The organism is Rhizobium leguminosarum bv. viciae USDA 2370 (assembly GCF_002008365.1).
Classification (GTDB): domain Bacteria; phylum Pseudomonadota; class Alphaproteobacteria; order Rhizobiales; family Rhizobiaceae; genus Rhizobium; species Rhizobium leguminosarum.
On record NZ_MRDL01000009.1, the window covers coordinates 119966 to 141973 of the forward strand.

The 22008-nt window shown below is 57.4% G+C and carries 19 protein-coding genes and 1 pseudogene; 6 read left to right on the plus strand and 14 right to left on the minus strand.

What is annotated here, in order from left to right; all coding sequences use genetic code 11:
• Positions 1-42: 42 nt before the first annotated feature.
• The 7 genes from BS629_RS05135 to BS629_RS05170 all read right to left on the minus strand — a co-directional run bounded on the left by BS629_RS05135 (position 43) and on the right by BS629_RS05170 (position 6832).
• The gene (locus tag BS629_RS05135) at positions 43-333 is read right to left on the minus strand and encodes a helix-turn-helix domain-containing protein (protein WP_077988022.1); all 291 of its coding nucleotides are present in this window, start codon (positions 331-333) and stop codon (positions 43-45) included.
• Between the two features lie 70 nt (positions 334-403).
• Entirely contained in the window at positions 404-1276 is an 873-nt protein-coding gene (locus tag BS629_RS05140) for a glycine betaine ABC transporter substrate-binding protein (RefSeq protein ID WP_077988023.1), read from the minus strand.
• A gap of 64 nt (positions 1277-1340) precedes the next feature.
• Complete coding sequence (locus tag BS629_RS05145; RefSeq protein ID WP_011654140.1) at positions 1341-2222, minus strand: ABC transporter permease; 882 nt, start codon at positions 2220-2222, stop codon at positions 1341-1343.
• A gap of 22 nt (positions 2223-2244) precedes the next feature.
• Entirely contained in the window at positions 2245-3477 is a 1233-nt protein-coding gene (gene proV / locus BS629_RS05150; protein WP_027513131.1) for a glycine betaine/L-proline ABC transporter ATP-binding protein ProV, read from the minus strand.
• Positions 3478-4561: 1084 nt separating this feature from the next.
• Positions 4562-4744: an aminoglycoside phosphotransferase family protein gene (locus BS629_RS40455; protein WP_077988024.1), complete on the minus strand. Its 183-nt coding sequence runs from the start codon at positions 4742-4744 to the stop codon at positions 4562-4564.
• Positions 4745-4841: 97 nt separating this feature from the next.
• Positions 4842-5753 carry a nucleotidyltransferase family protein gene (locus BS629_RS05165; RefSeq protein WP_077988025.1) on the minus strand — a complete coding sequence of 304 codons (912 nt, stop codon included), beginning with the start codon at positions 5751-5753 and terminating at the stop codon, positions 4842-4844.
• Positions 5750-6832 carry a hypothetical protein gene (locus BS629_RS05170; RefSeq protein ID WP_077988026.1) on the minus strand — a complete coding sequence of 361 codons (1083 nt, stop codon included), beginning with the start codon at positions 6830-6832 and terminating at the stop codon, positions 5750-5752. The genes BS629_RS05165 and BS629_RS05170 overlap by 4 nt, the downstream gene beginning before the upstream one ends.
• Positions 6833-7055: 223 nt before the next feature.
• Between BS629_RS05170 and BS629_RS05175 the strand changes: the two genes are divergently transcribed.
• Together BS629_RS05175 and dinB are read left to right on the plus strand one after the other, a co-directional pair.
• Positions 7056-7280, plus strand: coding sequence for a cold-shock protein (locus tag BS629_RS05175; protein WP_245315061.1), 225 nt, complete (start codon positions 7056-7058; stop codon positions 7278-7280).
• Positions 7243-8278: pseudogene (gene dinB, locus BS629_RS05180) on the plus strand (DNA polymerase IV). The gene BS629_RS05175 and the pseudogene dinB overlap by 38 nt, the downstream one beginning before the upstream one ends.
• Before the next feature lie 369 nt (positions 8279-8647).
• Here dinB and BS629_RS05185 read toward each other — a convergent pair.
• The 3 genes from BS629_RS05185 to BS629_RS38060 all read right to left on the minus strand — a co-directional run bounded on the left by BS629_RS05185 (position 8648) and on the right by BS629_RS38060 (position 10383).
• Positions 8648-8794, minus strand: a complete 147-nt coding sequence (locus BS629_RS05185) for a DUF1127 domain-containing protein (protein WP_077988027.1) — start codon at positions 8792-8794, stop codon at positions 8648-8650.
• Between the two features lie 171 nt (positions 8795-8965).
• Complete coding sequence (locus BS629_RS05190; protein ID WP_077988028.1) at positions 8966-9946, minus strand: 3'-5' exonuclease; 981 nt, start codon at positions 9944-9946, stop codon at positions 8966-8968.
• A 239-nt stretch (positions 9947-10185) separates the two neighbouring features.
• On the minus strand, positions 10186-10383 hold the full coding sequence (locus tag BS629_RS38060; RefSeq protein ID WP_143529697.1) for a hypothetical protein: 198 nt from the start codon (positions 10381-10383) through the stop codon (positions 10186-10188).
• A gap of 110 nt (positions 10384-10493) precedes the next feature.
• Here BS629_RS38060 and BS629_RS05195 point away from each other — a divergent pair, with 110 nt between their 5' ends.
• The 4 genes from BS629_RS05195 (at position 10494) to BS629_RS05210 (ending at position 16984) form a co-directional block, all read left to right on the plus strand.
• Positions 10494-11495: a DUF1353 domain-containing protein gene (locus BS629_RS05195; protein WP_077988050.1), complete on the plus strand. Its 1002-nt coding sequence runs from the start codon at positions 10494-10496 to the stop codon at positions 11493-11495.
• 178 nt (positions 11496-11673) lie between these two features.
• The gene (locus BS629_RS05200) at positions 11674-13785 is read left to right on the plus strand and encodes a S8 family serine peptidase (protein ID WP_077988029.1); all 2112 of its coding nucleotides are present in this window, start codon (positions 11674-11676) and stop codon (positions 13783-13785) included.
• Positions 13785-15086, plus strand: coding sequence for an MBL fold metallo-hydrolase (locus BS629_RS05205; RefSeq protein WP_077988030.1), 1302 nt, complete (start codon positions 13785-13787; stop codon positions 15084-15086). The genes BS629_RS05200 and BS629_RS05205 overlap by 1 nt, the downstream gene beginning before the upstream one ends.
• 110 nt (positions 15087-15196) lie before the next feature.
• On the plus strand, positions 15197-16984 hold the full coding sequence (locus tag BS629_RS05210) for a pentapeptide repeat-containing protein (RefSeq protein ID WP_077988031.1): 1788 nt from the start codon (positions 15197-15199) through the stop codon (positions 16982-16984).
• Between the two features lie 628 nt (positions 16985-17612).
• On the opposite strand, the gene BS629_RS05215 is transcribed toward BS629_RS05210, so the two are convergent.
• The 4 genes from BS629_RS05215 to BS629_RS05230 form a co-directional block, all read right to left on the minus strand.
• Positions 17613-17975, minus strand: a complete 363-nt coding sequence (locus BS629_RS05215) for a hypothetical protein (RefSeq protein WP_077988032.1) — start codon at positions 17973-17975, stop codon at positions 17613-17615.
• Between the two features lie 31 nt (positions 17976-18006).
• Positions 18007-20274 (minus strand): P-loop NTPase family protein, encoded by a 2268-nt coding sequence (locus BS629_RS05220; RefSeq protein WP_077988033.1) that lies wholly within the window; start codon positions 20272-20274, stop codon positions 18007-18009.
• A 114-nt stretch (positions 20275-20388) separates the two neighbouring features.
• Positions 20389-21249, minus strand: coding sequence for a hypothetical protein (locus tag BS629_RS05225; protein ID WP_077988034.1), 861 nt, complete (start codon positions 21247-21249; stop codon positions 20389-20391).
• On the minus strand, positions 21246-21866 hold the full coding sequence (locus tag BS629_RS05230; RefSeq protein ID WP_077988035.1) for a class I SAM-dependent DNA methyltransferase: 621 nt from the start codon (positions 21864-21866) through the stop codon (positions 21246-21248). The genes BS629_RS05225 and BS629_RS05230 overlap by 4 nt, the downstream gene beginning before the upstream one ends.
• Positions 21867-22008: the final 142 nt, after the last annotated feature.

A 22008-nucleotide genomic window follows, 5' to 3' on the forward strand; every position in this document is an offset into this window, starting at 1 on the left:
GTTCCTTGTCCTGCTGAAATCGTTTGGCGCGGCCGTTGGCCGTCAGTCCGGACGAAAGGCAGAAATGTTGTCACTGGTGATCCAGGTTGGCCCTTCGCCACGTCCGCTGACGAGCCACGCCAGGCTGACCCCGAGCGCTTCGGCAATCATCACGAGGCGGTCGGGGAAGGGAGCGTCACGGTCGTTTTCCCAGTCGATCCAGGTGCCTGCCGCGATGCCGATTGCGAGGGCGGCGGCTTCGACCGACAGGCCGTTCGCGTCGCGCGCCAGCGATATCCGGCCGCCGATGGTGTCGTCAGTCGTGTAGAACGTGTCCGGGCTGTCGATATACAACTGTCGCTCCTGCTCGATCTTGCGAAGATGCTCACCAGCACGATGGCGCTGGGGAGCATGATGTCGGAGATCAGCCTTCCTCGCCGATCCAGCTCTTCACCTGGTCGGGGTGGTCGGCAATGTACTTGTCGACTGCTTCATCATAGGAGCTCCGCTGCGCGGTAAACATCGCCGCTTCCAGATCGGGAATCGGCAGCTTCATGCGCGACAGGAAGTCGGCAACCTTGGGATATTCCGACTTGAAGTCCTTGCGCGCCAGAATGTCGACGTGCTCGGCTTCACCCAGCGACTTTTTCGGGTCGTCGAGGTAGCGCAGCTGGTGCTTGCCGAACATCCAGTGCGGGCTCCAGGCGGTGGCCACGAACCACTTTTCGCCGCGCACGGCGCGATCGACGGTGGTCAGCATGCCGGCTTCGCTGGAGATCTGCAGCTTGTAGCTGCCCAGCCCGTAATCCTTCTCAGCCTTCTCCGACAGGCGCGTTAGGCCGGCGCCGGGGTCGATGCCGTGGATGGTGCCGGAGAGCTTCTTCTGGACGTCTTCCTTCTTGAGATCCTCGATCGAGCCGATCTGGTCTGCGGGAATGTAGTCCGGGACGACCCAGCCGAGCTTGGCGCCGTCATAGACGGTGCCGAGCGTCTCGACCTTCTCCTTGACCTTGGCATAATAGTCCGCATGGGTCTGCGGCAGCCAGGCCATCATCATCGCATCGAGATCGCCGCGGCCGACACCCTGGTAGAGCGGCGCCACGTCTGCCTGCACAAGCTCGACCTTCTGGTTGAGCTTGGTCTCGATCAGCCTGGCAGCGAGCTTAGTGACGAATTCGGCGTCGGACCATGCGGCCCAGCCGATCTTCACCGGCTTGGCATCCGCAGCCATGGTCGCTGTGACGGTGCCAACGAGAAGGGCGGCGGCGAGGCCGAGGGTTGCGAGTGTTTTGAACATATGTGCTCCTTTTGTGAAGGTTCGCATTAGACGGGTCGTTGCCCGCATTGGTCTGACGCGGGGGTCAGGCGGTAGCGGTCGCCAGTTCCTCGCGCTCGGTCTTGCGGAACAGTCCCAGCCAGAAGGCGGCGCGGGGTTTTCCGAGGCTCTGGGTGATCCGGTCGAGAATGACGGCCAGGATGACAACGGCGATACCGCCTTCGAAGCCGGTGCCGACATCGAGACGCTGGATGCCCGTCAGTACCGTGTTGCCGATGCCACCGGCACCGATCATCGAGGCGATCACCACCATCGACAGCGACAACATGATCGTCTGGTTGATGCCGGCCATGATCGAGGGCAGGGCATTCGGCAACTGCACCTTGAAGAGCAACTGCGTAGCGGTGCAGCCGAAGGCATTGCCGGCCTCGATGAATTCGCCATCCACCTGGCGGATGCCGAGATTGGTGAGGCGGGCCACCGGTGGCATCGAGAAGATCACCGTGGCGATCGCGCCGGGTACGGCACCGAGGCCGAAGAACATCGCGGCCGGGATCAGGTAGACGAAGGCCGGCATGGTCTGCATCAGGTCCAGAACAGGGCGCACGAAGGCGGCGACGGAATCCTTGCGCGCCATGGAGATGCCGAGCGGCAGGCCGACCAGCATGGCGATCAGCGTCGAGGCGATCACCAGCGATAGTGTCTCCATCATCGGGCCCCAGAGGGCGATGTGATTGACGAGCAGCAGGCCGAGCGCGGTGAACACCGCAAAGCCGATGCCGACACGCCAGAGCGACAGGATCACGAAGATCGCGATGCCGACAGGCATGGGGATAGCCAGCAGGGCATTCTGGATGCCATCCGTGACGAAGCCGATGGTCGCGGCGATGGCGTCCAGCAGCGGTGAGAAATTGTCGAGGACGTAATTGACGGCAGCGTCGATGCCGTTTCCGATATCGAAGTTCATAGTATATCCGATGTGTTTGGGGTCAGCTGGCGCGATCGAGCGTTTCGAGCAGCGCCGACTTGCTGATGGAGCCGATATAGCGGTTGCGATCGCAGACGACGGGTACCGGCCATGGGCTAGCGGCGACCTTGCCGAGCACGTTCGACAAAGGCTCGGAAGCCGGAATGGCCTGGATCTCGGTCAGGAAAGCGCCGCGATAGGGGTCGGCTGCCTTGGCCCGCATCTTCTCGATCAGCGAAGTTTGGCTGATCATGCCGTGATAGGTCTTGTCGCGGCCGAGGATGATCGCGTATTCACGATCGTAGTTCTTCATTCGCTCGAGCGCTGCGGCAGCGGACACGCCTTCGCGCTCGATGATCGTCACCTGCGACTTGCGGGCAACATCGCCGGCCTTGAAGACATGGGCGACATCGACATTGCGGAAGAACGAGCGAACATAGTCGTTGGCCGGCTGGGTGACGATTTCGTCGGGCGTGCCGACCTGCACGACATTGCCGTTCTGCATGATGCAGATCCGGTCGCCGATGCGCATCGCCTCGTCGAGATCGTGGCTGACGAAAACGATGGTGCGGCTGTGTTCCGACTGCAGGCGAACCAGTTCGTCCTGCATTTCCGTGCGGATCAGCGGGTCGAGGGCCGAGAAGGCTTCGTCCATCAGCAGGATCGTCGGCTCGCTGGCCAGTGCGCGGGCAAGGCCGACGCGCTGCTTCATGCCACCGGAGAGCTGATCCGGGCGGCTGTCGGCATAGCCATCGAGGCCGACGGCCTTCAGCGCCGCCAGTGCCTTCTGCTTGCGGCCGGCCTCGCCGACACCGGCGACTTCGAGACCGAAGGCGGCGTTGTTGAGGACCGTGCGGTTCGGCAACAGTGCAACGGATTGGAAGACCATGCTGATGTCGCGGCGGCGAAGCGCGATCAGCTCGCTGCGCGACATGCCGGTGATGTCGCGGCCATCGATCTCGATCGATCCGGAACTCGGTTCGATCAGTCGGTTGAGAAGGCGCAGCAGCGTTGATTTGCCGGAGCCCGACAGGCCCATGATCACGAATATCTCGCCGGCACGAATATCGAAACTGGCGTCGTTGACGCCGATCGAGCAGCCCGTTGCTGCATGAATTTCAGACTTGGTCTTTCCGGCCCGCAGTAGTGCGAAGGCTTTTTTCGGATGCTCGCCGAAGACTTTGTAGATGTTCTTGAGGCTGATCTTGGTCGTTGCCGATTGTGTCGGCGCGTCTTTTTCAGTTGCAGAATTCATATAATTTGGGCGCCGAGCTCAAGAGGCTAGGCATTCTCCTTTTTTAGCCGATGCTTGTCGAGACGACAGTATTTTCTGTGCATTTCCAAGTGTCGGTTGTGTTTTCAATGTAGAAAAGCGCTATTGATTTAATCACGTATTTGGCCATCCAAGTATGGCTCTGCCATAATGGCAATCATCGACAGTAACGTCTGCGTTCGGCGCTTCATATTCCATTCGAAACCAGCGCTTCGGCGGAGGCGTTGAACGTTATGTAGGTGGATATACGCTCGATGTCCATAAAAAAATGAAATTTATTGCCAGCGGGTCATTGTGATGGCGCAAAAATAGGCTGTTTTGGGCTTCTGCGACCCTGGCGTTGTGCGCGGCTTCGGGTGCATCCAGCGCTTGCGGAACTTCGGGGCTCCGAAGTCGTCGAGCTCCTGCGCACAGTGCGATAGCTCATGCTCCATGAGGGCGCGGGCCGAGCGTCGCTTGCAGACATCCAGAAGTTGGCATCGATCGTGATTATGAAATCAGGGACCGACCCGAACACAGCGACGACGCCTTCAAGCGCAACCTAGTCCGTCAGGGCCCTGGCCAGATCTGCAGCGCGAACTGGTCGGGCACGGGCGCGACGCCGAAGGACCTCGTAGTAAGGTTTCACAACGATATAGAAGGTGAAGCTTCCTTCACCTTCTCCATTTCCCTGCGCTCGCCTTTTGCTGTCTTTCGTTATCTTGGAGCATTGATGCGATCCAACCCCAATGCCTTCAGGCTCCAGACGGAGGAGGCCCTTCGGCGGGCGACCGACACATCGATTATCAAAGTCACTCGGGGACGATCGCACAACTGCTTTGCCGCCACAGTCTACCGTGGCTCGGCTTATTGCGTCCCAGAGAGGGGCGCCGAAAACACCAAACAAGTCTTTTCGATCCTCGCCCAGCTTGTTGCGCTCAGCGTTACCCCGGGGACGCTGCCGGTTACAAGTGACGTGCGCCTGATCCAGTAAGTGGTATGTTTAGGTGCGCCTTTCGCGATGCTTTGTGACAAGTCGCAACAGTCGGAATACTCGCATAGGCCAGCGGAGCAGCGACCATATTGACTACCGACTACGGTGCCTCCGTTCAAAGACGCGCCTACCCTGGCGCGGTCGATCCAAGATTGCGTTAAACCATTGCGCCAGTGGAAGCAGCTCGGGCAACTGATACTTTCTTGCTTGATGGAGTCGCGCGGTAGCCGCACATATAATGGCACTTGCCTCGTCGTCTTGCCCGTGTTCGGCCATTTGTGGTGCGGAAAAATCCTGCGCTTTCTGGCCGCGTTGGCCGGAGGGCGATGATGCTCGACGTCGAGTTCACCGCCTGCGGCCCGCGCTCCGAGCATCACTTGAACGCAATACCAAGCGCGCTTAAAAACTCGAGCATGATGTCATTGACGGCACGCTGGCGCAAAATCCGGGCTTCTCTGATTTCCGTGTCGTCTGCAGCACCTTCAATTTCGAACTGCGCCACGGCAACGTTGCCTTCGCGCAGGTAGCCTTCGTCTGGCGCCGGATCACAAAAGCGGGTGAGCAAAAGCGTCAGGGCACGTTCGATGACCTCCCGATCGTTGCCTTTCAGAGCCTCTTGGAATTTGGCGATTGCGCCGGCGAGCCCGCCTTCTCCGTGTTCGAGGCAGTAGACGAGATCGTGCGCATCTTTGCGCTCACGCCGGTGATCAAAGGCAAACGCCTTGAGGCATGTGAATGCCACGATATCGGCGTAGGGGATGGATTCTGTCGAGCGGCCTTTTTCACCCAACAGATCAGCGGTGACTTCCATCCGATCGTGGTGCCCGAACACGAGGGACGCGTGAGGGATATTCACCGCAGAAACATTTCCTTCCGTCGGCAGTTCCTGCAATGCGCCACCCCGGAGCTTCGGATCGTCTGCCAAGAACTCCAGAATGACGAGAATGCCGTGCTCGGTCATGGTCTGCCAACGCCAGTTGACCTTATTGCCCTTGTCATTTTGCGCACGCTCGAAACCCATTTTTTTGAGGTTCTGCTCGAGCGTCCGGTATGCCTCTGTGTCGGCGAGGATCGACAGATCGACGACGACATCGATATCACCGGTTCCTGCATGAGGCGGGACGTCAGGCGGCCTCTTGGTGACGATGTAGCGCGGTGCAAGCCCACCGACCAGAAAGACGGAATCACGCCAGGGGCCGAGGCCGCTGAAGAGCGTAACCAGGACGCGCTCGCAGTCGCGGGTAACATCGGCACTGTATTCAGTCAGTATCTGGGGCTTTGTCATTCGGGTACCGCGAGTTTTGTCAGCCGAAGATGGTCGGCCAGTTCCTTTGAGCGACCGCTGTCAAGCTGCAGGAGATCGAGGTAGGTTTGAAGTGGATCTGTGACCCAGACATGACCGACCCGTTGGCGAAACAGAAAGTCGTGGCGTGGATTAGAGTCTATAACTCCCAGATTCCAGCCCTCTTTGACAGCCTTTGCTCCCAGTTTTCGAAGAAGGCTTTCGCCGCCATGATCGATGCGGCAATGGATTTGGGATATCTTCGAGAGGTGCGGTGCATGGATCTGCCCGGCCATGAGCCCGGAAATTTCGTAGCGAACTCCCGTCTCATCGCAGATGCGGTCAATCTCACGGATCGCCTCATCGATATTGGTCATCCGCATATAGTACGAGCGGAGCGGCTTCGGCTTGATCGAAGCGACATAGGAAGACCACTCGTCAAGCAGCGCGCGGGGATTGGAGAGTATCCTTTCCTTCGATGGACCGGCACCCTTGGAGCTCACCCATTCGCGGCGCTCTAGTTCGATAAGAACCTGGGATGCAGTTGTGGGAGATACGGATGCCCGCTCGGCCAGTTCATGCACACCGAACCATTGGTCCTTAAATGTCCAGACGGCATGGAGGGCCTTTGCGCGACTTCCAACGAACAGATTGTTGAGCGATCGAGCCTGCTGCTTCGAGGCTGGCTTTTCGACGAGAACAAAGAGATTGTCGGCCGAAAGATAGAGACTGCCGCTACGATCGAAATAACCGATCTTCTCCTCGCGCAGGAGTGCACGTGCGCCTGGGGAAATGGTATCGGCCATCAATAGGGGGAGAACTCTGGAATTGCCTGGCGGCATGGCGGCAATGTATTTCTTCAGCTGCCAGATTGCTTCCCTGACGTCTCTTGGAAAAGCTGATCTTTTGACCTCGACAACAAGTTTGAGAGGCGCATCAAAAAATCGCGCATCTATAAGGAAATCTGCGTGAGAGTTTCCCATCTGCGACTCAGACATGGGCTCGGACGTGATTTCCCCGCCTGCCTCCGCGAGGCTGGCCGTCAACTCACTCAACATATCGAAGGCTACGGACTCTTCCATAGATATTCCCTGCGCAGCAAATATAACTCTTATGCCGCATATCCGCGGAAATGTCTATATGTACTGCGCAGCAAACAAACGCAAACTGCTATGCAAAGCTCCGTCCCGCGCGGCGAAAGAGTCCGCGCCTTCTATAGACGAGGTTCATCCGTTGATTGGCAATTGCTCCCGCTTAGGTTCGTTTCGCGCGTGAACATGCCGCAAAGACTGAAGAGGAACTGAGATGGCGACCGGTACTGTCAAATTTTTCAACGGTGATAAGGGATTTGGCCTCATTACCCCAGAGAATGGTGGAACGGACGTGTTCGTTCACGTGTCCGCTTTGCAGCAAGGCGGTTCGCTCAGAGAAGGTGACAAGGTCAGCTTCGAGGTAAACGCCAACGCCGATCCGCAAAATCGTCCATGTGGACATGGATGCCTTTTACGCGTCGGTCGAGCAGCGCGATAACCCGGAACTTCGTGGTAAGCCACTCGCCGTCGGCGGATCCGCAGCACGCGGCGTGGTGGCCGCCGCAAGCTATGAGGCGCGTGCCTTTGGTGTCCATTCGGCCATGCCGTCGGTCACCGCAAAAACGGAAATGCCCGGAGCTGATTTTCGTGCCGCCGCGCGTCGACGTCTATAAGGCGGTTTCCCAGCAAATCCGCGAAATCTTCGCCGAATATACGCCGCTGATCGAGCCGCTATCGCTGGACGAAACCTATCTGGATGTGACGGAAAATCTGAAGGGCATGGAAATCGCCACCGAGATTGCGCTGGAGATCCGTGCGAAGATCAAGCAGGTCACCGGGCTCAACGCTTCGGCCGGCATCTCCTACAACAAGTTCCTCGCGAAAATGGCCAGCGACTTGAACAAACCCAATGGCCAGGCCGTCATCACACCGAAGAACGGACCAGGCTTTGTCGAAGCCTTGCCCGTCAAGAAATTCCATGGCGTCGGGCCGGCGACGGCTGAGCGCATGCGCAAATACGGGATCGAAACCGGGCTCGATTTGAAATCGAAGTCGCTCGCCTTCCTGCAGGAGCATTTTGGAAAGTCCGGTGCTTATTTTTATGGCATCGCGCGGGGCATCGATGAGCGCCAGGTCCGGCCTGACCGCATCCGAAAATCCGTCGGCGCCGAGGATACGTTCGTCGAGGATATCGACAATCTCGACCTGGCCAAAGCCGAGCTCCGACCGTTGGCCGAGAAAGCCTGGCGGTATTGCGGGGCGCACGACATCACGGGAAAGACGATCACCGTCAAAATCAAATACTCGGATTTCAGTCAGGCGACACGCAGCAGGACCGTGTCCGGAGCCGTTTCCGACGTCGACCAGATGCTGGAGATTGCAGAGACCCTGCTCGCCTCGGTGTTCCCGTTCAAACGTCCGGTGCGGCTCTTAGGGATCACCCTGTCATCGCTCAACACCGAAGAAAGCGGGCAAGAACCGCAACTCGATCTGTGACTTTGATCCCGCCGAGCCTGAAAACGAAAAAGCCTGCCGCGGGAGGAGGTGCGGCAGGCTTTCCGAAAAGAACCGAACAGCAGCTGGGAGGAGGAGTGCCGCTGTTCCGACAGACTGCCCTTGGGAGGAGGAGTGGGCCGTCTGAAATCGAAGCTCTGCGGGAGGAGGTGCATCGCTTCGATGAAAACCAAGATACCCATTCTCTCCGCATATTAAATAGACTTTGCTGCAGTGCAGCTATGCGGAAAATGCACGGCATCTTCCTGACGAAAGAAATCTCCAACTCAGGGCTTCTTGGCAGGCCAGATACAGAAACGCCCGCGTCATCAGCGGGCATATAGTCATTCAAGATGGCCTGGGAAAAGCCGCTTAGCGAGCGACCGATGCGCGGGCAACGCTGTGAATGTCGGCGCGATCGATGCCGAGGTCCTGAAGCTCACGCGAGCTCATGCGGCCGAGTTCGGTAACGGTCTGACGATACTTGCGCCAGTTATTGAAAGAGCGTGCTACGTTCATGATGATCCCCTTTCGTGAGGTCTCTCGACGCCAGCAACCATGCTTCGGTTCCAACGTCGTTTCGATGATTGGAATATAGGCCCTTGCCCGCCCGTCGATAAGGCACAAGGTCTCAGGTCGGCCATGCGCTCAAAGCATGGGTCCGATCAGAAGATGGGCTGAAGGGAGCGATCAGGCCCGGAACCGGTCGAAGGCAGTGAGGCGTTTGATTGGTGGATCGGCGTCTGGATAGCGGTAGATTTCGGTTCTGAGATAGCGGAGCTCATCATCGAGCGCTTCTTCCCCAACCTCGATCCACCAGGATTTGGGACGGCCGTCGCTTCCGTCGGACCAGCGATAGCCTCGCGCCTTCAGGTCGTCCTTCATGTCGAAGGGGCTGTTCTCCGCAAAGATCCGCACACGTGACCTCTGGCTTGCTTCATAGAGCTCGGCGAAAGCGGTGGAAGCCGGTCCGTCGATTTCTCGAGCCAGGACCTCCAGAAGTGCAAAGCAATCGTCGACCGCACGATGACCCTCATGAAAATATCCTGCTTGCCCGATCAGATATCCGAGCTTGGTGCCTTCATATCCCCGCAACGACCAGTCGATCTCGGAGTTTGAGCAAGCCCAAGCCTTGCCGGAAAACAGATGAGAAAACACCTCGCAGAATGGGCGGTCGAAACTGGCATTGTGGGCGATCAGCAGATCGGCCGGCCCAATCAGCGCCTGCAACGCCGCCGTGTCAATTGACTGCCCGGCCACCATACCATCTGTGATCCCGGTGAGCCTGGTGATCTCAGTGGGAATCGAAACGCTCGGCTGTTGAAGCCCACCATAGATGCCAGTCACGTCACCAATGCTTCCTGTCGCATCGAAGGTGAAAGCGATCGCGCCAATCTCGATGACCTCATCCTTGCGAGCGTTGAGCCCCGTGGTCTCGGTGTCGAGAATGATGCCCTTGAGGGGGTACGCTGGCCGGGCGATGGGAGCGATTGCGCGCGGCATAAGTTTCTGCAGGATCCGATATCGACCTGTCTCCGACAGATGTCGGACCATGTCCTCTTCAGTCATGGTGATGGCATGCTTGTCGGGTTTGACAGAGTTGGAGGAGCCACGCGTGACCACATGGTCGCGCGGAGCTTGCTCCGAAAACATGTCAAACTGTTCTGCCATTCCTGTTGTCAAAGCCCCGCCGCCAATTTTCCTACTTCAAAACACGGCACGATCGGCAGATCAACCTTGTTGGTGGGGGGTGCAATTTCAGCCAACCTCGCGAGCAAGGTTTACAATCTCGCAGTTTCACGCAGCTACAGCTCTTGGGTTGTTGATCGCAAGCACCCTCAGCCTGCGTTCCAACGCGCGGTCACCAGATTGCCGATGGGCCAGAAGCGAACGAACGTCTGCGGCGGCTATCAGCCGCAGGGTAGAATTCCGCGCGACAACGCAATGGATTCGGTGGTTTCGGCGACCTTGAACGGGCCGTTGCAAAGGCTCACCATGGTGCTTTCCCCCGATTTCGTATAGCAGAGCTTGGATGACTGGGGCGGCGCAATCGTCGGACCGCCTGGCGCTGGTACCCCTCCGGAAAGTGAGAAGCGCGCATCAACCATCCAACCTCCTGACGCTCTTTGACGCCATCGATAGAATTTGCAATCATGGGTTATTTTCTGGGGGGACATGCTCGGACTTTGCGGAGCTGAGACTGGGGAGGGTTTCAAACATGCAACGTGACCTTTTAGCTAAAAGCGGTAGTTCGGACAGTTCCTTTAAGCGCGTACTATTGGCCGCGGCTCTCCTTTGTTGCAGCGCGATCGAAATCAACGCGGCTGAGTTCTTCGGCAATTTCTCGAGCGGACCGTCGGGTCAGTTCATAGACGCTGATCCGCGACCCTTATTTGAATTGTCAAACAACTTCAGCTTCGATGACCCGAATGGCCTCAAATGGGACGTTCCCGCCGGTGAAAAAGTAGATGGCGCATCTATTCCACAGGCCTTCTGGTCGATTATTGGAGGGCCATTCGAAGGGCCTTATCTGAAGGCATCCATCATTCATGATTATTTTTGCACGAAGCAAAATCGCACAGCTCACGACACGCACCGGAACTTCTACTATGGCATGCGGGCCAACGGAGTGGCGGAATGGAAAGCAAAGGCAATGTACTGGGCGGTCGCGACGTACGGACCAGACTGGACTCTGGAAACAAAGGTCGTGAACGAACTGCAGTGCCACGCTGGACCCACCGGCAGTCTATGCACTTCAGTTCCCATAGTTGTCACGGCGACGGTTGCCACACCGGGCGTTAATCTCGAAAATCCAGAAACTTTGGCTGTCGCAGTTGGAAAATTCAATGCAATCGCTCGTAATCTCAAGACGTCGGACGGGGCAACGCTCGACGTTCTGCCGACCGGAACGGTCTCCGCCTCGATTGAAAGCATTGAAAGTAACGCTGCGAATACCCGCGAGATTTTCGCGACGTCAGCATATCGGCTAGATCCGAATTCACTTGGTGTTGTCCTTGAACCGAAGCGCATCCAGCTCGACGCTATAGACGATTGGCCGGAGAATAAGATTCCCAGCTTTTCAGACATCCAAGGTAGCGCCCTTCCGCAGGGAGGCGATGTTTCAGGTGGCATGGTGCTGGAGCCTACCGATCTCAAGGTTTTTGAACAGAAACTGGACCTCAGTCCGACGCAGTTCAATCTGCCTACCCGGTTGAACTAGCTCGCTTGGTTCGTGTGGAGTGATTTGCCAACGGATTGAAGCGTCACGCGCCACAAACGCTCACGTGCGACTTCAGTATCTCATGGCGCCGATGGGCCGATTTCTAGAACTGTGTGTCCACTTCAGAAAGTACTTGTCGCAGTAAAATCCTCGGATTGAAAAAGGACCTTGAGCTGAGATGGCCAATCCACTTGATCGGATGCGCAAACTAAACAGTCGTCTGCGTTGCGTGGCAAACGGCGATTCTAACGTGAACGCGGTGCGCGCGCAGCAGAACGGTGCCGTGCGGCTCAAACCGGCGGCGCAGAAACTGAAAGTGCCTGATATCGTCAGCTTGACGACCGACGACAGCATCAAGCAACTGAAGCATGAGATCGCAGCAATCGCCCGCGGCCCGAAACAGAAGGACCTACCAAAGGATGTCGAGGTCAGCGTCTTTGTCCTTCTGAATCGTGAGAGCGCTAAATCTCCTGATCTTGTCACACGCCGCAACGGCCGTGTCGGCACAGCCACCGTAAGCATCGCGGACCTCCAAAAGCTCGACTCGGATCCCGTGGTGCAATCCATCGAGCTCGCCGAGACGCTGCGGGCGCCGGACCCTCAGATTGGCGCCAACACCCCCAGCCAACCATCCGCCGACCGCTACGTTCTCTACAATAGCGGCACAGTCGGCGTCGCCGGCAAGAACCGAACGATCGATGACATTGGCAAGAACGTGTTAATCGGGATAATCGACGTAGGTGGCATTGATTTCGCCCACGAAGACTTCATGGACGATGCCGGCAATTCACGTATCATCCGCATCTGGGATCAAGGCGGTGATGCTTTCGACCCACCGCAACTCGCCGTCAGCGAGGGGAAGGCAAGCAAAGCCCAAAGCCGCGGGTCTGAAATCACGGCCGAGCACATCGCCTTTGCGCTGAAAGAAGCCAAGGCGGCGCGGGTATCACTCTACGATCTTGCGCCGCAGTCACAGCAAATCCGCGGTTCTCATGCAACCCATGTTGCAAGCATCGCTGCGGGCCGCTCCGGTCTCTGCAAAAGGGCAAAGATCGCCGCTGTTCTCCTGTCGCTCCCCGACGCTGACAACGATCGTCGCAAATCGTTCTACGACACGACCTGCCTTGTCGACGGTCTGGCGTATCTCTTCGCGTTGGCGGAGGCTGACAAGGATATCGAGGCGATTTCGATCAATATCAGCCTCGGCACCAATGGCGGCGCACACGATGGCTCGGAGCTTCTTTCACGCTGGATCGACGCATCGATGACCGAGCCGGGCCGGTCGATTTGCGTCGCGGCCGGGAACTCCGGACAGGATGCGCTGGAATTCGAAGGCGATACCGGCATCTGGTCTGGGCGGGTGCATTCCAGCGGTCGAATCCCAGCGGCGGCGCTGCGGCGCGATCTGGAATGGCTCGTGGTTGGCAACGGTGTCGAAGACGTTTCCGAGAATGAGCTCGAAGTCTGGTACAGCGCACAGGATGAATTCGACGTTGAGCTCTTTACCCCTAACGGCATTCGCATCGGGCCGGTCTCTCCCGGCCAGAGGGTGGAGAACCTGCTGCTGGCCGATCGCACAGTCGTTTCGATCTACAACGTCCTGAGTGACCCCAAAAATGGGGATAACCGTATTTCGATCTATCTCAGTCCCTATATGGGCGAGCCAATCGTGGGGATTACAGCCGGCGGCTGGAAGGTGCGGCTTACCGGCAAGGTGGTGCGTAACGGAGCCTACGATGCGTGGATCGAGCGGGACGACCCGTCACGCGGTCGGGTACGCACGCAGTGGCGGTTACCCTCGTTCTTTGGACCGGATACCTTCGTCGACCATTCGACGCTGAGTTCGTTGGCATGCGGTCCGCGGGTCATCGGCGTAGCCAATCTCGATGAGGCGCGGGAACTGCTCAACGCGTCCTCGAGCCAAGGGCCGACCCGCGATGGGAGGATGAAGCCAGAGATTGCGGCGCCGGGCACTGGGATCGTCGCGGCCTGCGGTTTCGATTCGCAAAACAAGTGGATTGAAATGACAGGTACCAGTATGGCAAGCCCCTATGTCTCGGGCGTTGCCGGGCTGATGCTCTCGCTAAACCCGCAACTCACTGCCGCCCAGATCGGTGGGGTCATCCAACGCACTTCACAACCGCTTCCGGGTTCCGGCTACGAATGGCAAAACGGCTCTGGTTTCGGTGTCATTGATCCGGGCGCGTGCCTGCGGGAGGTGGTGAGAATGGTCCAGCCCGTGGATGACCTGACCGACAGTGTTCAGAAGCGAATGAAGGGCAAAAGTTGATGCAGATCGAAGTTTTCCCTGCCGCCAGCGGCGACTGCCTGTTACTGACCTCGAGCGATGACCGGCGTCTGTTGGCCGATGCCGGCCTACCGGACGCCTATGACGAATTCATCGCGACCCCACTCTCCGAACTCAGGGCGGCGCAAAAGGAAATCGACGTCGTTTATGTCTCACACATCGACCGCGACCATATCGGTGGCGTGCTCCGGATGCTTGATGACGAGATGAAGTGGCGAGCCTTCGACCACATGCGGCTCAAGGGCAAGAAGTTCAAACAGCCCGCGATGCCCAGGCCGCCGGCGATTCGAGCGCTCTGGCACAATGCCTTCCTCGACGACATCAGCAAGTCTGAAAGCGTGCAACTGGGTAGCGCACTTGCGGCCAGTGCCAACGCGATGGCTGGCCTCAATGCCGCCGGGTTGGGTACCCCGGAAATGGTGAGGAATGCAGAGCGCGTCGAGATGCTCGCGCTCAGCGTCGGCGACGCCATCGAAGTCAATTGGCGGATCGGAGACGATCAGTTGAGCATACCGCTCAACCCAGACTTTGCTGGGAAATTCATGGTCGCGCGTCCGAAAAAGCCGATTGCGTTAGGCTCTATGACCATTACCGTGCTGGGCCCAACGAAGGTACAGCTCGATGAGCTGCGCAAAGATTGGGTCGACTGGCTGAAGAAAAAGAAAGATTACGTCGAAACTCTGCGCAATCGGCATCGCCGGGATGTCGAAGACCTTCGCTCCGGATTGTCACCCATGGACGTCGCCCGCCGAGCACAGGAATTGGCGCTCGCGATCGAAAAGGATGTCACTCCCCCGAACCTCGCCTCCCTCGTGCTTCTCGTCGAGGAGAACGGCCGCCGAATTCTTCTGACAGGAGACGCCGGCGACGAAAGCCTGCTCGAATATCTGACTGCGGCGAAGTTAATCGGAGACAACAAACCTTTCGAAGTCGACGTGCTGAAAGTGCCCCATCATGGCGCGGACAACAGCTATTCAAAGAAATTCGTCGAGAGCATCCGCGCCAGCCACTACATTTTTTGTGGTGATGGTGAGCATCACAACCCGGAGCCAGACGTCGTCGAAGGATATCTGAAGGCTGTGAAAACCATACCGTTGAGTGGCGGCGGCGACACGACATTGTGGTTCAATTGCTCGTCAGCACGCTGCGCCACCAAACACCTGAAACTCTGGCAGAAGATCGAAGGGTTCTTTGGAGCCGGTGGCTTGGCTCCCGAAGTCAAGGCGCACTTCCTCTCAAAAAGCGCAAGTCGACACAGCCTAACTTTGACCTCATCGCGCTGACGGGGCGCCAGCTGGTTTTCCCCGAGCATGCTGGACATGGAGTGGCCGCTGCGGCTGGTTGCCGTGGAAAAATGAGAGAGATTTGTTTGTTCCGACGGGGGCGAATTCAAATGATGATCCTGGCAGTTCGTCGCCTCGTGTTCGTAACACTCATTCCTTTTATTGCATTGGCTTGCGCGTGCCGGGCGGCGACGCTTGAAAACTCAGTCTCGGGAACACCGATCCCCATCACTGTTGGCGAACTGCTAGAAGCCATTGACGCTGGCGTTGAGATCAAGGGTAGGACGATCCAGGGAGCAGACCTAGCGAAGGCGCTTCTTGGTTATTCGGCCCGGTCCGGGGGTTGTGAAAAGACGAGGAGCTTGAATATCGTTAAGAGTCTGATCGTTGGCGACATTGCGCTAGGTGAGACGGACATTGTCCAGCCAATTGGTCATACCGCTCGCCATCGCAATATGTTGTTGCCGATCGCGGTTTCCATTCGAGAAAGCACAGTTTCGGGAGCTGTCGAAGTAGGCTACGTCAATTTTCTTTGCAGGGTCGATCTGCAAGGTTCAACCTTTCAAAGGTCGGTTCTGCTGAAACAGTCCCAGTTTTGGGGTGAGTTTCGAGCCGATGAGGCGGAATTTGCCGAGAGGCTTTCCGCGCCCGCCACATCTTGGTTTAACCTAGCCTCATTCCGGAAGGCCCGTTTTCAAGGTAACGTCGAAATGGGGGTCGGCATAGGACAAATCGTACGGTTCTGGTCGACAGTGGACTTTCAGGAAGCCGTTTTTCAGCGTTATGCCGACTTTGTCTTGGCCGAATTCCAAAGTGACGTCTCGTTTGCAGAAGCCGATTTCCGAATGGACGCCTCTTTTTTGGGTTCGATCTGGGGCAAAGCGTCGCTCGGGCCATTCCGGCGGACCGAGTTTAACGCAAAGCTCCGCCTAGATGGCGCCTCCTTTTATCGGATGTATTTCGGTTCGACGATCTTTCGTGGTCCGGTTTCGTTTTCCACCATTAAAGGGAAGAGCTTGAAATTCGACGGCGGGGTCGTTCAGGATCAGATCATCATCAGCGGCGCCAAGCTCGGCCAATTGGAGATCGGAGGGGTCTTCGGTACGCAGTTTGAGGGAGAGCTTCACATACAGAATTCCGAAATCGATCACCTCACCTTCATAAAGGCCGTTCTCAAAGAGCCCGTCAGGCTCGATGGTAGCAGCGTATGCAAGCTCCAAGCGGTCTGGAGCGTTTTCTATAGTGATCTCGTCATGGATGATGCTTCCTTGGCGAACGAAACGTGCAAGCATTCCTATCTTCTCCTAACGAGTTCACGGTTTTACGGCGCGCTTTCCGTTTCCAGCGATCAATGGCTACGAAAACCGACATGGTGGAAAGTCTGGCGCGCGGACGCGCCGCGATTTCAGATATCTCCCCCGAGCGCTTGGGAGGATTTTCGACGTGCCTTCGAGAAGGCGCACGAGCTGCCGCTAGAGAATGATGCGTCCTACCGGGTTCGAATGTTTGTTGAAAGTAAACAAGTGGGTGTCGACTGGATATCGAGCTGGGCATCTCGAATTGTATGGGGATATGGTTTGCGGCCACTGAGAGTGGTCGCTTGGGCCACAATCGTTATATTGGTTTTTGCGGCGGCCTACTGGACACAGCTTAGATCGGTGGGCGCGGACCGAGGCATTATTGTGAAAAATGCCTTGCGAATCTATTTTGCTATCGCTTTCAGCTGCAGGACCGCGTTGAAGCTCTCATACGGATATGACAATACACGCGGGGCTCTTTTCTCTACGATCGCAATGCTTGAATCGATTGTCGTCAAGGTGTTGTTTGCGTTCTTTGCATATTCGCTTACGCAGGCAAGCCCGCTATTCAGCGGACTCGTTAAAGGTATCCTTCCCTAATGGCTGTCGGGCACTTACTGCTGTTCCAAGTGCGCTTGGCCTGTGCCTTATTCCACTTCACCAAAGGCGTTAGCGATGGGGGTCGATGTAGATTGTATCCTAGTTAATAGCGTCGACAGCAGGTTCAGGGCCGATGCATTTATTGAAAGGTTTTCCTGACTGCGAGGGCGGAAGTGGCCGAGACGGTGAAGATGGACCGCCCCGCTCAACAAGGCTGCGCGATATTCAATCCTGGCGGCTGCGCTGCCAAAATGCTGCTGCTCGGCCATGGCTTTGAACATTGAGATTTGTAGATCCGCATCCGCGCGGGGCGAGTGTCGCGACCGGAATCGCGTCAAAGAGTAACGCCGAATCTCAGGCGCGCGCGGGTTACGAAATGGAGTTTGGCAAGACGACCTTGCGCTGACGGCAGAGGTCGAGCGCTATGATGTTGGCCACCTTGAACCAAGTGGAAAGGATCCGAAGCGCACGCAAGCGACCCACGCAACGTGATCGCCTTGATGGGATTCGGATCGGCGACCAGCAAGTTTTTTGTTCGCTTTCGAGCAGACTATGTAGGTAGAGCAGGTACTTAGCCCCACCGCTGCTACTTCAAGACGGTCAGTATCTTGGCGCACTATTGGGGCGTTTAATCGGTGTCTGAGCTCCGAAACCATCGGATCTGGCCGATGATATTGGTCCAGTTTGTCGATGCCTCTTTGCCGTGTAGGGACGCCAAGACAAAATGCGAAAGGGCCAGAAGGACAAGAACCGACAGGAAACACGTCAGCAACGACGCGACTGTCAGGAAGAGTAATACGCAACTCACGAGTAGCAACATAGCGACGATCAACACAATCCTTGCCGTGGACTGACATTGCCGCTCATGGCGGATGGTCGCAAGGATATCGTGACACACATCCGGAGGCAAACCATGAAGTTCCCCTTGGATGTCCGTATTGCGCATGAGGCCGCCTTTATCAACGCTGGCGTCTAACGCTGTCTTTGCCATGTTGGATTCCCTTCGCCCAGCCTGAGCTCGATCAGATAATGCCACTGGTCAGCGTGCCGCCGGAATTGCGAACGGCATCATGGACAACGGTCTGGACCTCTTCCAAAAATTCCGCCGACGTCGAGCTAAGGTCTGGCCCCAGCAGGGGCGAGCCTTCCAAGAAAATTCCTTGGATCGCCCGGGCTCGCTCAAACGTCGAGCCACGCCCCCTTAGATGAAAGGCAGCAACCCAACGCTCGTGTCGATCGTCGATTAAACGACGTGCCGCGAGCAGCTTGAGCTTGGCGTAAACCTCGCGCTGAATTCGAGACAGAATTGCCACCGCATCTTCGTCACTCGGAGCGGGACCGTTCCATTTGTGCGGCGTGTCGAGGTAGCGGGTGATCTTCTCCGCGAGACGGGCGACCAGGTCTGCGGCAGGCATAAGGTTCGCGGCTTTGTACTCGCAGTTTTCCTGCCGAAGGACAACGCGGCGGTTGAGCGCTTTGATTTCTCCCCAGTGGGCTCGTCTGACCCCGGGCGTGCCACCGAACCCGAGAATGGCGTCCCAACGACCATGAAACTCGTTGACAGCACCCTGAATTGAAAAGTGCAGGCGCGCCAAATTATAGGCCGGCTCTGCCTTTGTTGGTGTCGCCTGCTCCGCACCTTTCGATGCAAGGAATTCTATCAAGCGGCGAAGCTCTTTTGCCGGCGCCGGGTTCGCGTCACTAATGCTTCGATCGAGGTAGCTGAGCATGAAGCACCGATCGTCAATATCGCGCTCAAGAGCACGAACAAGTGGCGCTCCGACGACGTCACGGAGACTTCCCAACGCTTGTGTCACGGATGCCATGACGTGCGCTTGCCTCGCGGCAGCGGTCGGCAGGTTCGCCTGACGTTTCAGGCCGTCGAAATGGCTGAAGGCGATCGCCAGCTTTTGGTGGTACCCGCTTGCAGCGACTGCCCTCAATAGCGAGGTCGGCCCCTCAAGCATGGGCGCCTTGGCGCTATCGACAAGCAAGATCACGTCGACGTCTTCAAAACGACCCGTAACGTGGGACGATATCCCAGCCGCCGAATCTTTTGTATGGCCAACCCCCTCCCCGTCGAACAGCACAAATTTCCGGCTGCTTGATCGGACCGGTGCCTGAAAGGGTCCCTTGACGCGAATGCCGTCAACTAGCGGAGTCAGGAGCGTGCCGTAAGAGGGGGCATAGTTGCTGGACAGGCGCCTGATGGTGGGAATGAACTCGTCACGCTTGCTCGACAGGAACGTCCAGGCTTCCGGCCAGCCCCCAGGTCGCCGAGATAAGCCCTCGGTGATCGTGTCGAACCGCTTGCGGATCTCGTCCATGATATCACCAACGAGCTCATCGAAGTCGGGTAGCATCTGGACGGCTTCCTCGAAGCGATCCTGCGCATCCTCACGCGCTTCCCTGCCGTCGAAATCCGAACTGGCAAGGATTGTCGCTTTCGCCTCATCTGAAAGTGCCCTGATCCGCTCAACATAGCCGCGCAGTACGGCCTGCATTGCATCGACCTCGACGTCTGTGGGCGTGAGTTCGCCGGCGGAATCAAAATCGGGACCATCGTCGTCGAAGCCATCAAGCTCGTCTGCGCCTTCAGTTTCAAGACGTCCCCATCCGCCAAGGATGTAACTCAGGCGAAAACGCATATCCCGGTGCTGGAGCAGCCGCTCCGCAATCTTCTCGTTGGATACAGTATCCCAAAGGCTGGCGCAGGCGTCCGCCACGCATTCATGCACCAACGTTTGAACCGTCCATTCGCTGAAGAACGTCGCAACACAGGAGTAACCGGCGTCCTCCGAACCGGTGACGACCTCGATATCGGAAATGGTCGTGCGTGATGCGGAGGTGGACGGGAACCGATCAGTTTTGGGGTCGGATCCGATAAGTTGGCGTAAAAGCGACGTCTTGCCGGCGCCTGTCGATCCAACAAGGAGGACCCTCGCATAGCCTTGGGATTTCGTCGGCAGCGGCAAGCGCGATTCACGGATGTCGAACGAACGGTCCGTTGGCGTCGTCAGATCATCGTAAAAGGCCCGCACGACGACTTCGTCAAAAGTCTTGGAAGCTTCGCTCTGGCGTGAGGTGTCGAACCAGCCCTCATCGCTCAGGAGTGCATTCATTTGCTCGACAAGGATCTGAGCGCGGGCTTCATCCGCTGTGCCGGTGCTGCGGCGCATCTTGCGCCCGAGCTTGCCCCTGGGGTCAGGTTTCAACGGATGACGAAAGGCAAGAACCCAAACGGCGCCGTCTTTGGCTCTGGTCTTGGAAGCTGTAAAAGTGTCGAGCATTTCATTGTTCCAGATTGTTCCCAAACGCTACATTGCGGGCGCCACGGCGTCAATACTGCATCTGGAACAATCTGGAACAATGGCAAGCGCCGCCGCGGCGGCAAACCGGCAACGCTAAATCCACTCTGCAAGCGCGAGATTTGCCGGGATGTACAACGCTTTTAACGGAGCATGTGCCCTACTGCTGTCTTGAACAAGTTCGCGTATTCGGCTCTTCAGCCGGCTCATTTCAAGGGCGAGCACATCGTCCAATGCGCGTGGGTAGACGAATTTTTCGAAGCGATCGGGCTCATTCTCCAATTGCCCCGAATGGGCAAGATCCAGCATCGAAAAATGTAGGGCTGCGCGCGAGAGATAGGGTAAGATAGCGGGATCGACCAAACCAGATTTCTCGCGGATGAGAGTGCGCAACATGTTTCCGTTGTCGACGAGGCCTTTGACGATCGCCTTGTCGGACGGAGACAGCGAGGCGCGCCACGCAGGGTCCACGAGTTTCAACAGAGTTCGCATGCTAGGGTCGCTGTGATGGGCCTTGAATTCCCGTGCAATCAGCTGGTTTTCTTCAGCCACCTGCTGGAATCGCCCATAGAAGTCGTTCAGCCTCACCTGGATTTCCCTGATCTCCTGCTCATTGGCTTTCTGGTTGATCGCAGCAACGTTGTTCCAACGGCCAACCAGCGCTCCAATTAATGCCCCACCCAGACCCGCGAGCGCTGCTACCCCCGGCTGAAGCAGTTTATCCCACCATGGAGCGCTGGCTGTCCTTTCGATTTGCGCGGCGGCCGGCTGATCAACGGGCTCCTTTGATCCGACCGGCGCTGGTGACGGCATGCCGGCATCCTGTACGGTTTTCTCGACCGCTTGCGCTTGCACAGGCGTCGCGACCGGAGCATTACCAGTTGGTGTCTCGCCGGTTTGAGCGAACATTGCCCCTGGAAGACAAAGGAATCCCGCGGTGAAAGCGATTATTTTCATTTCCGCTTCTCTTTTGAAAACCCTTTGCGCTTCGCAATGCAGCTAATCCACCCGTCGTTTCCGAGGCGGGTCTTATCGCGCCGCCCGGTGCGCAGCTCCAACACGGCGAATCCTGCGCTTTCGATCCGATCCCGCCACTCATCTTCCTCGTAATAGGAAAAGAGCCGACCGTCCGTATCCCGATGACTGCCCTGACCTGCTTTTACAGAGCTAAAGAAGACACCGGGCGGTCTGAGAATGCGTGCCACTTCGGCCAGCGCCAAAGGCAACTCGTCAGGCCGTAAATGGAGCAAGGAGGCCGAGGCCCATGCAGCCTCGAACGAACAGCCCGCAAAAGGAGCTTGGGTCATGTCGCCAACGACCACCGGACATGCGGAGGCTTTCGCCGCAATCACTGCAAGCTGTCGCGAAAGGTCGAGGCCCACCGGTCTGAAACCGAGCCCCAGCATCGCTGACAAATCACGACCACTACCGCAGCCAAGATCAATCACCGAGCCGCCGGGAACGACCAGCTTTGAGAAACGCACGAGAGCATCGTCCATTGAACGGCCCGACGTAGATCGCGCGTAATCGACGGCGTTTTCTTCGTAGAAGCGAAGCGTATTATTGTCGGTCATTGCGTCTTCGTCCCTGTGCCGCCGGCATCGATCTGCTCCCAGGTCGAACCGACCAGAATTCGGTTCAAAACATCCGCAACCCAAACGTGAGCTCTATACCTATGGTTTTTTTGCCATAAGATGGCTTCATCGAATCAGACCA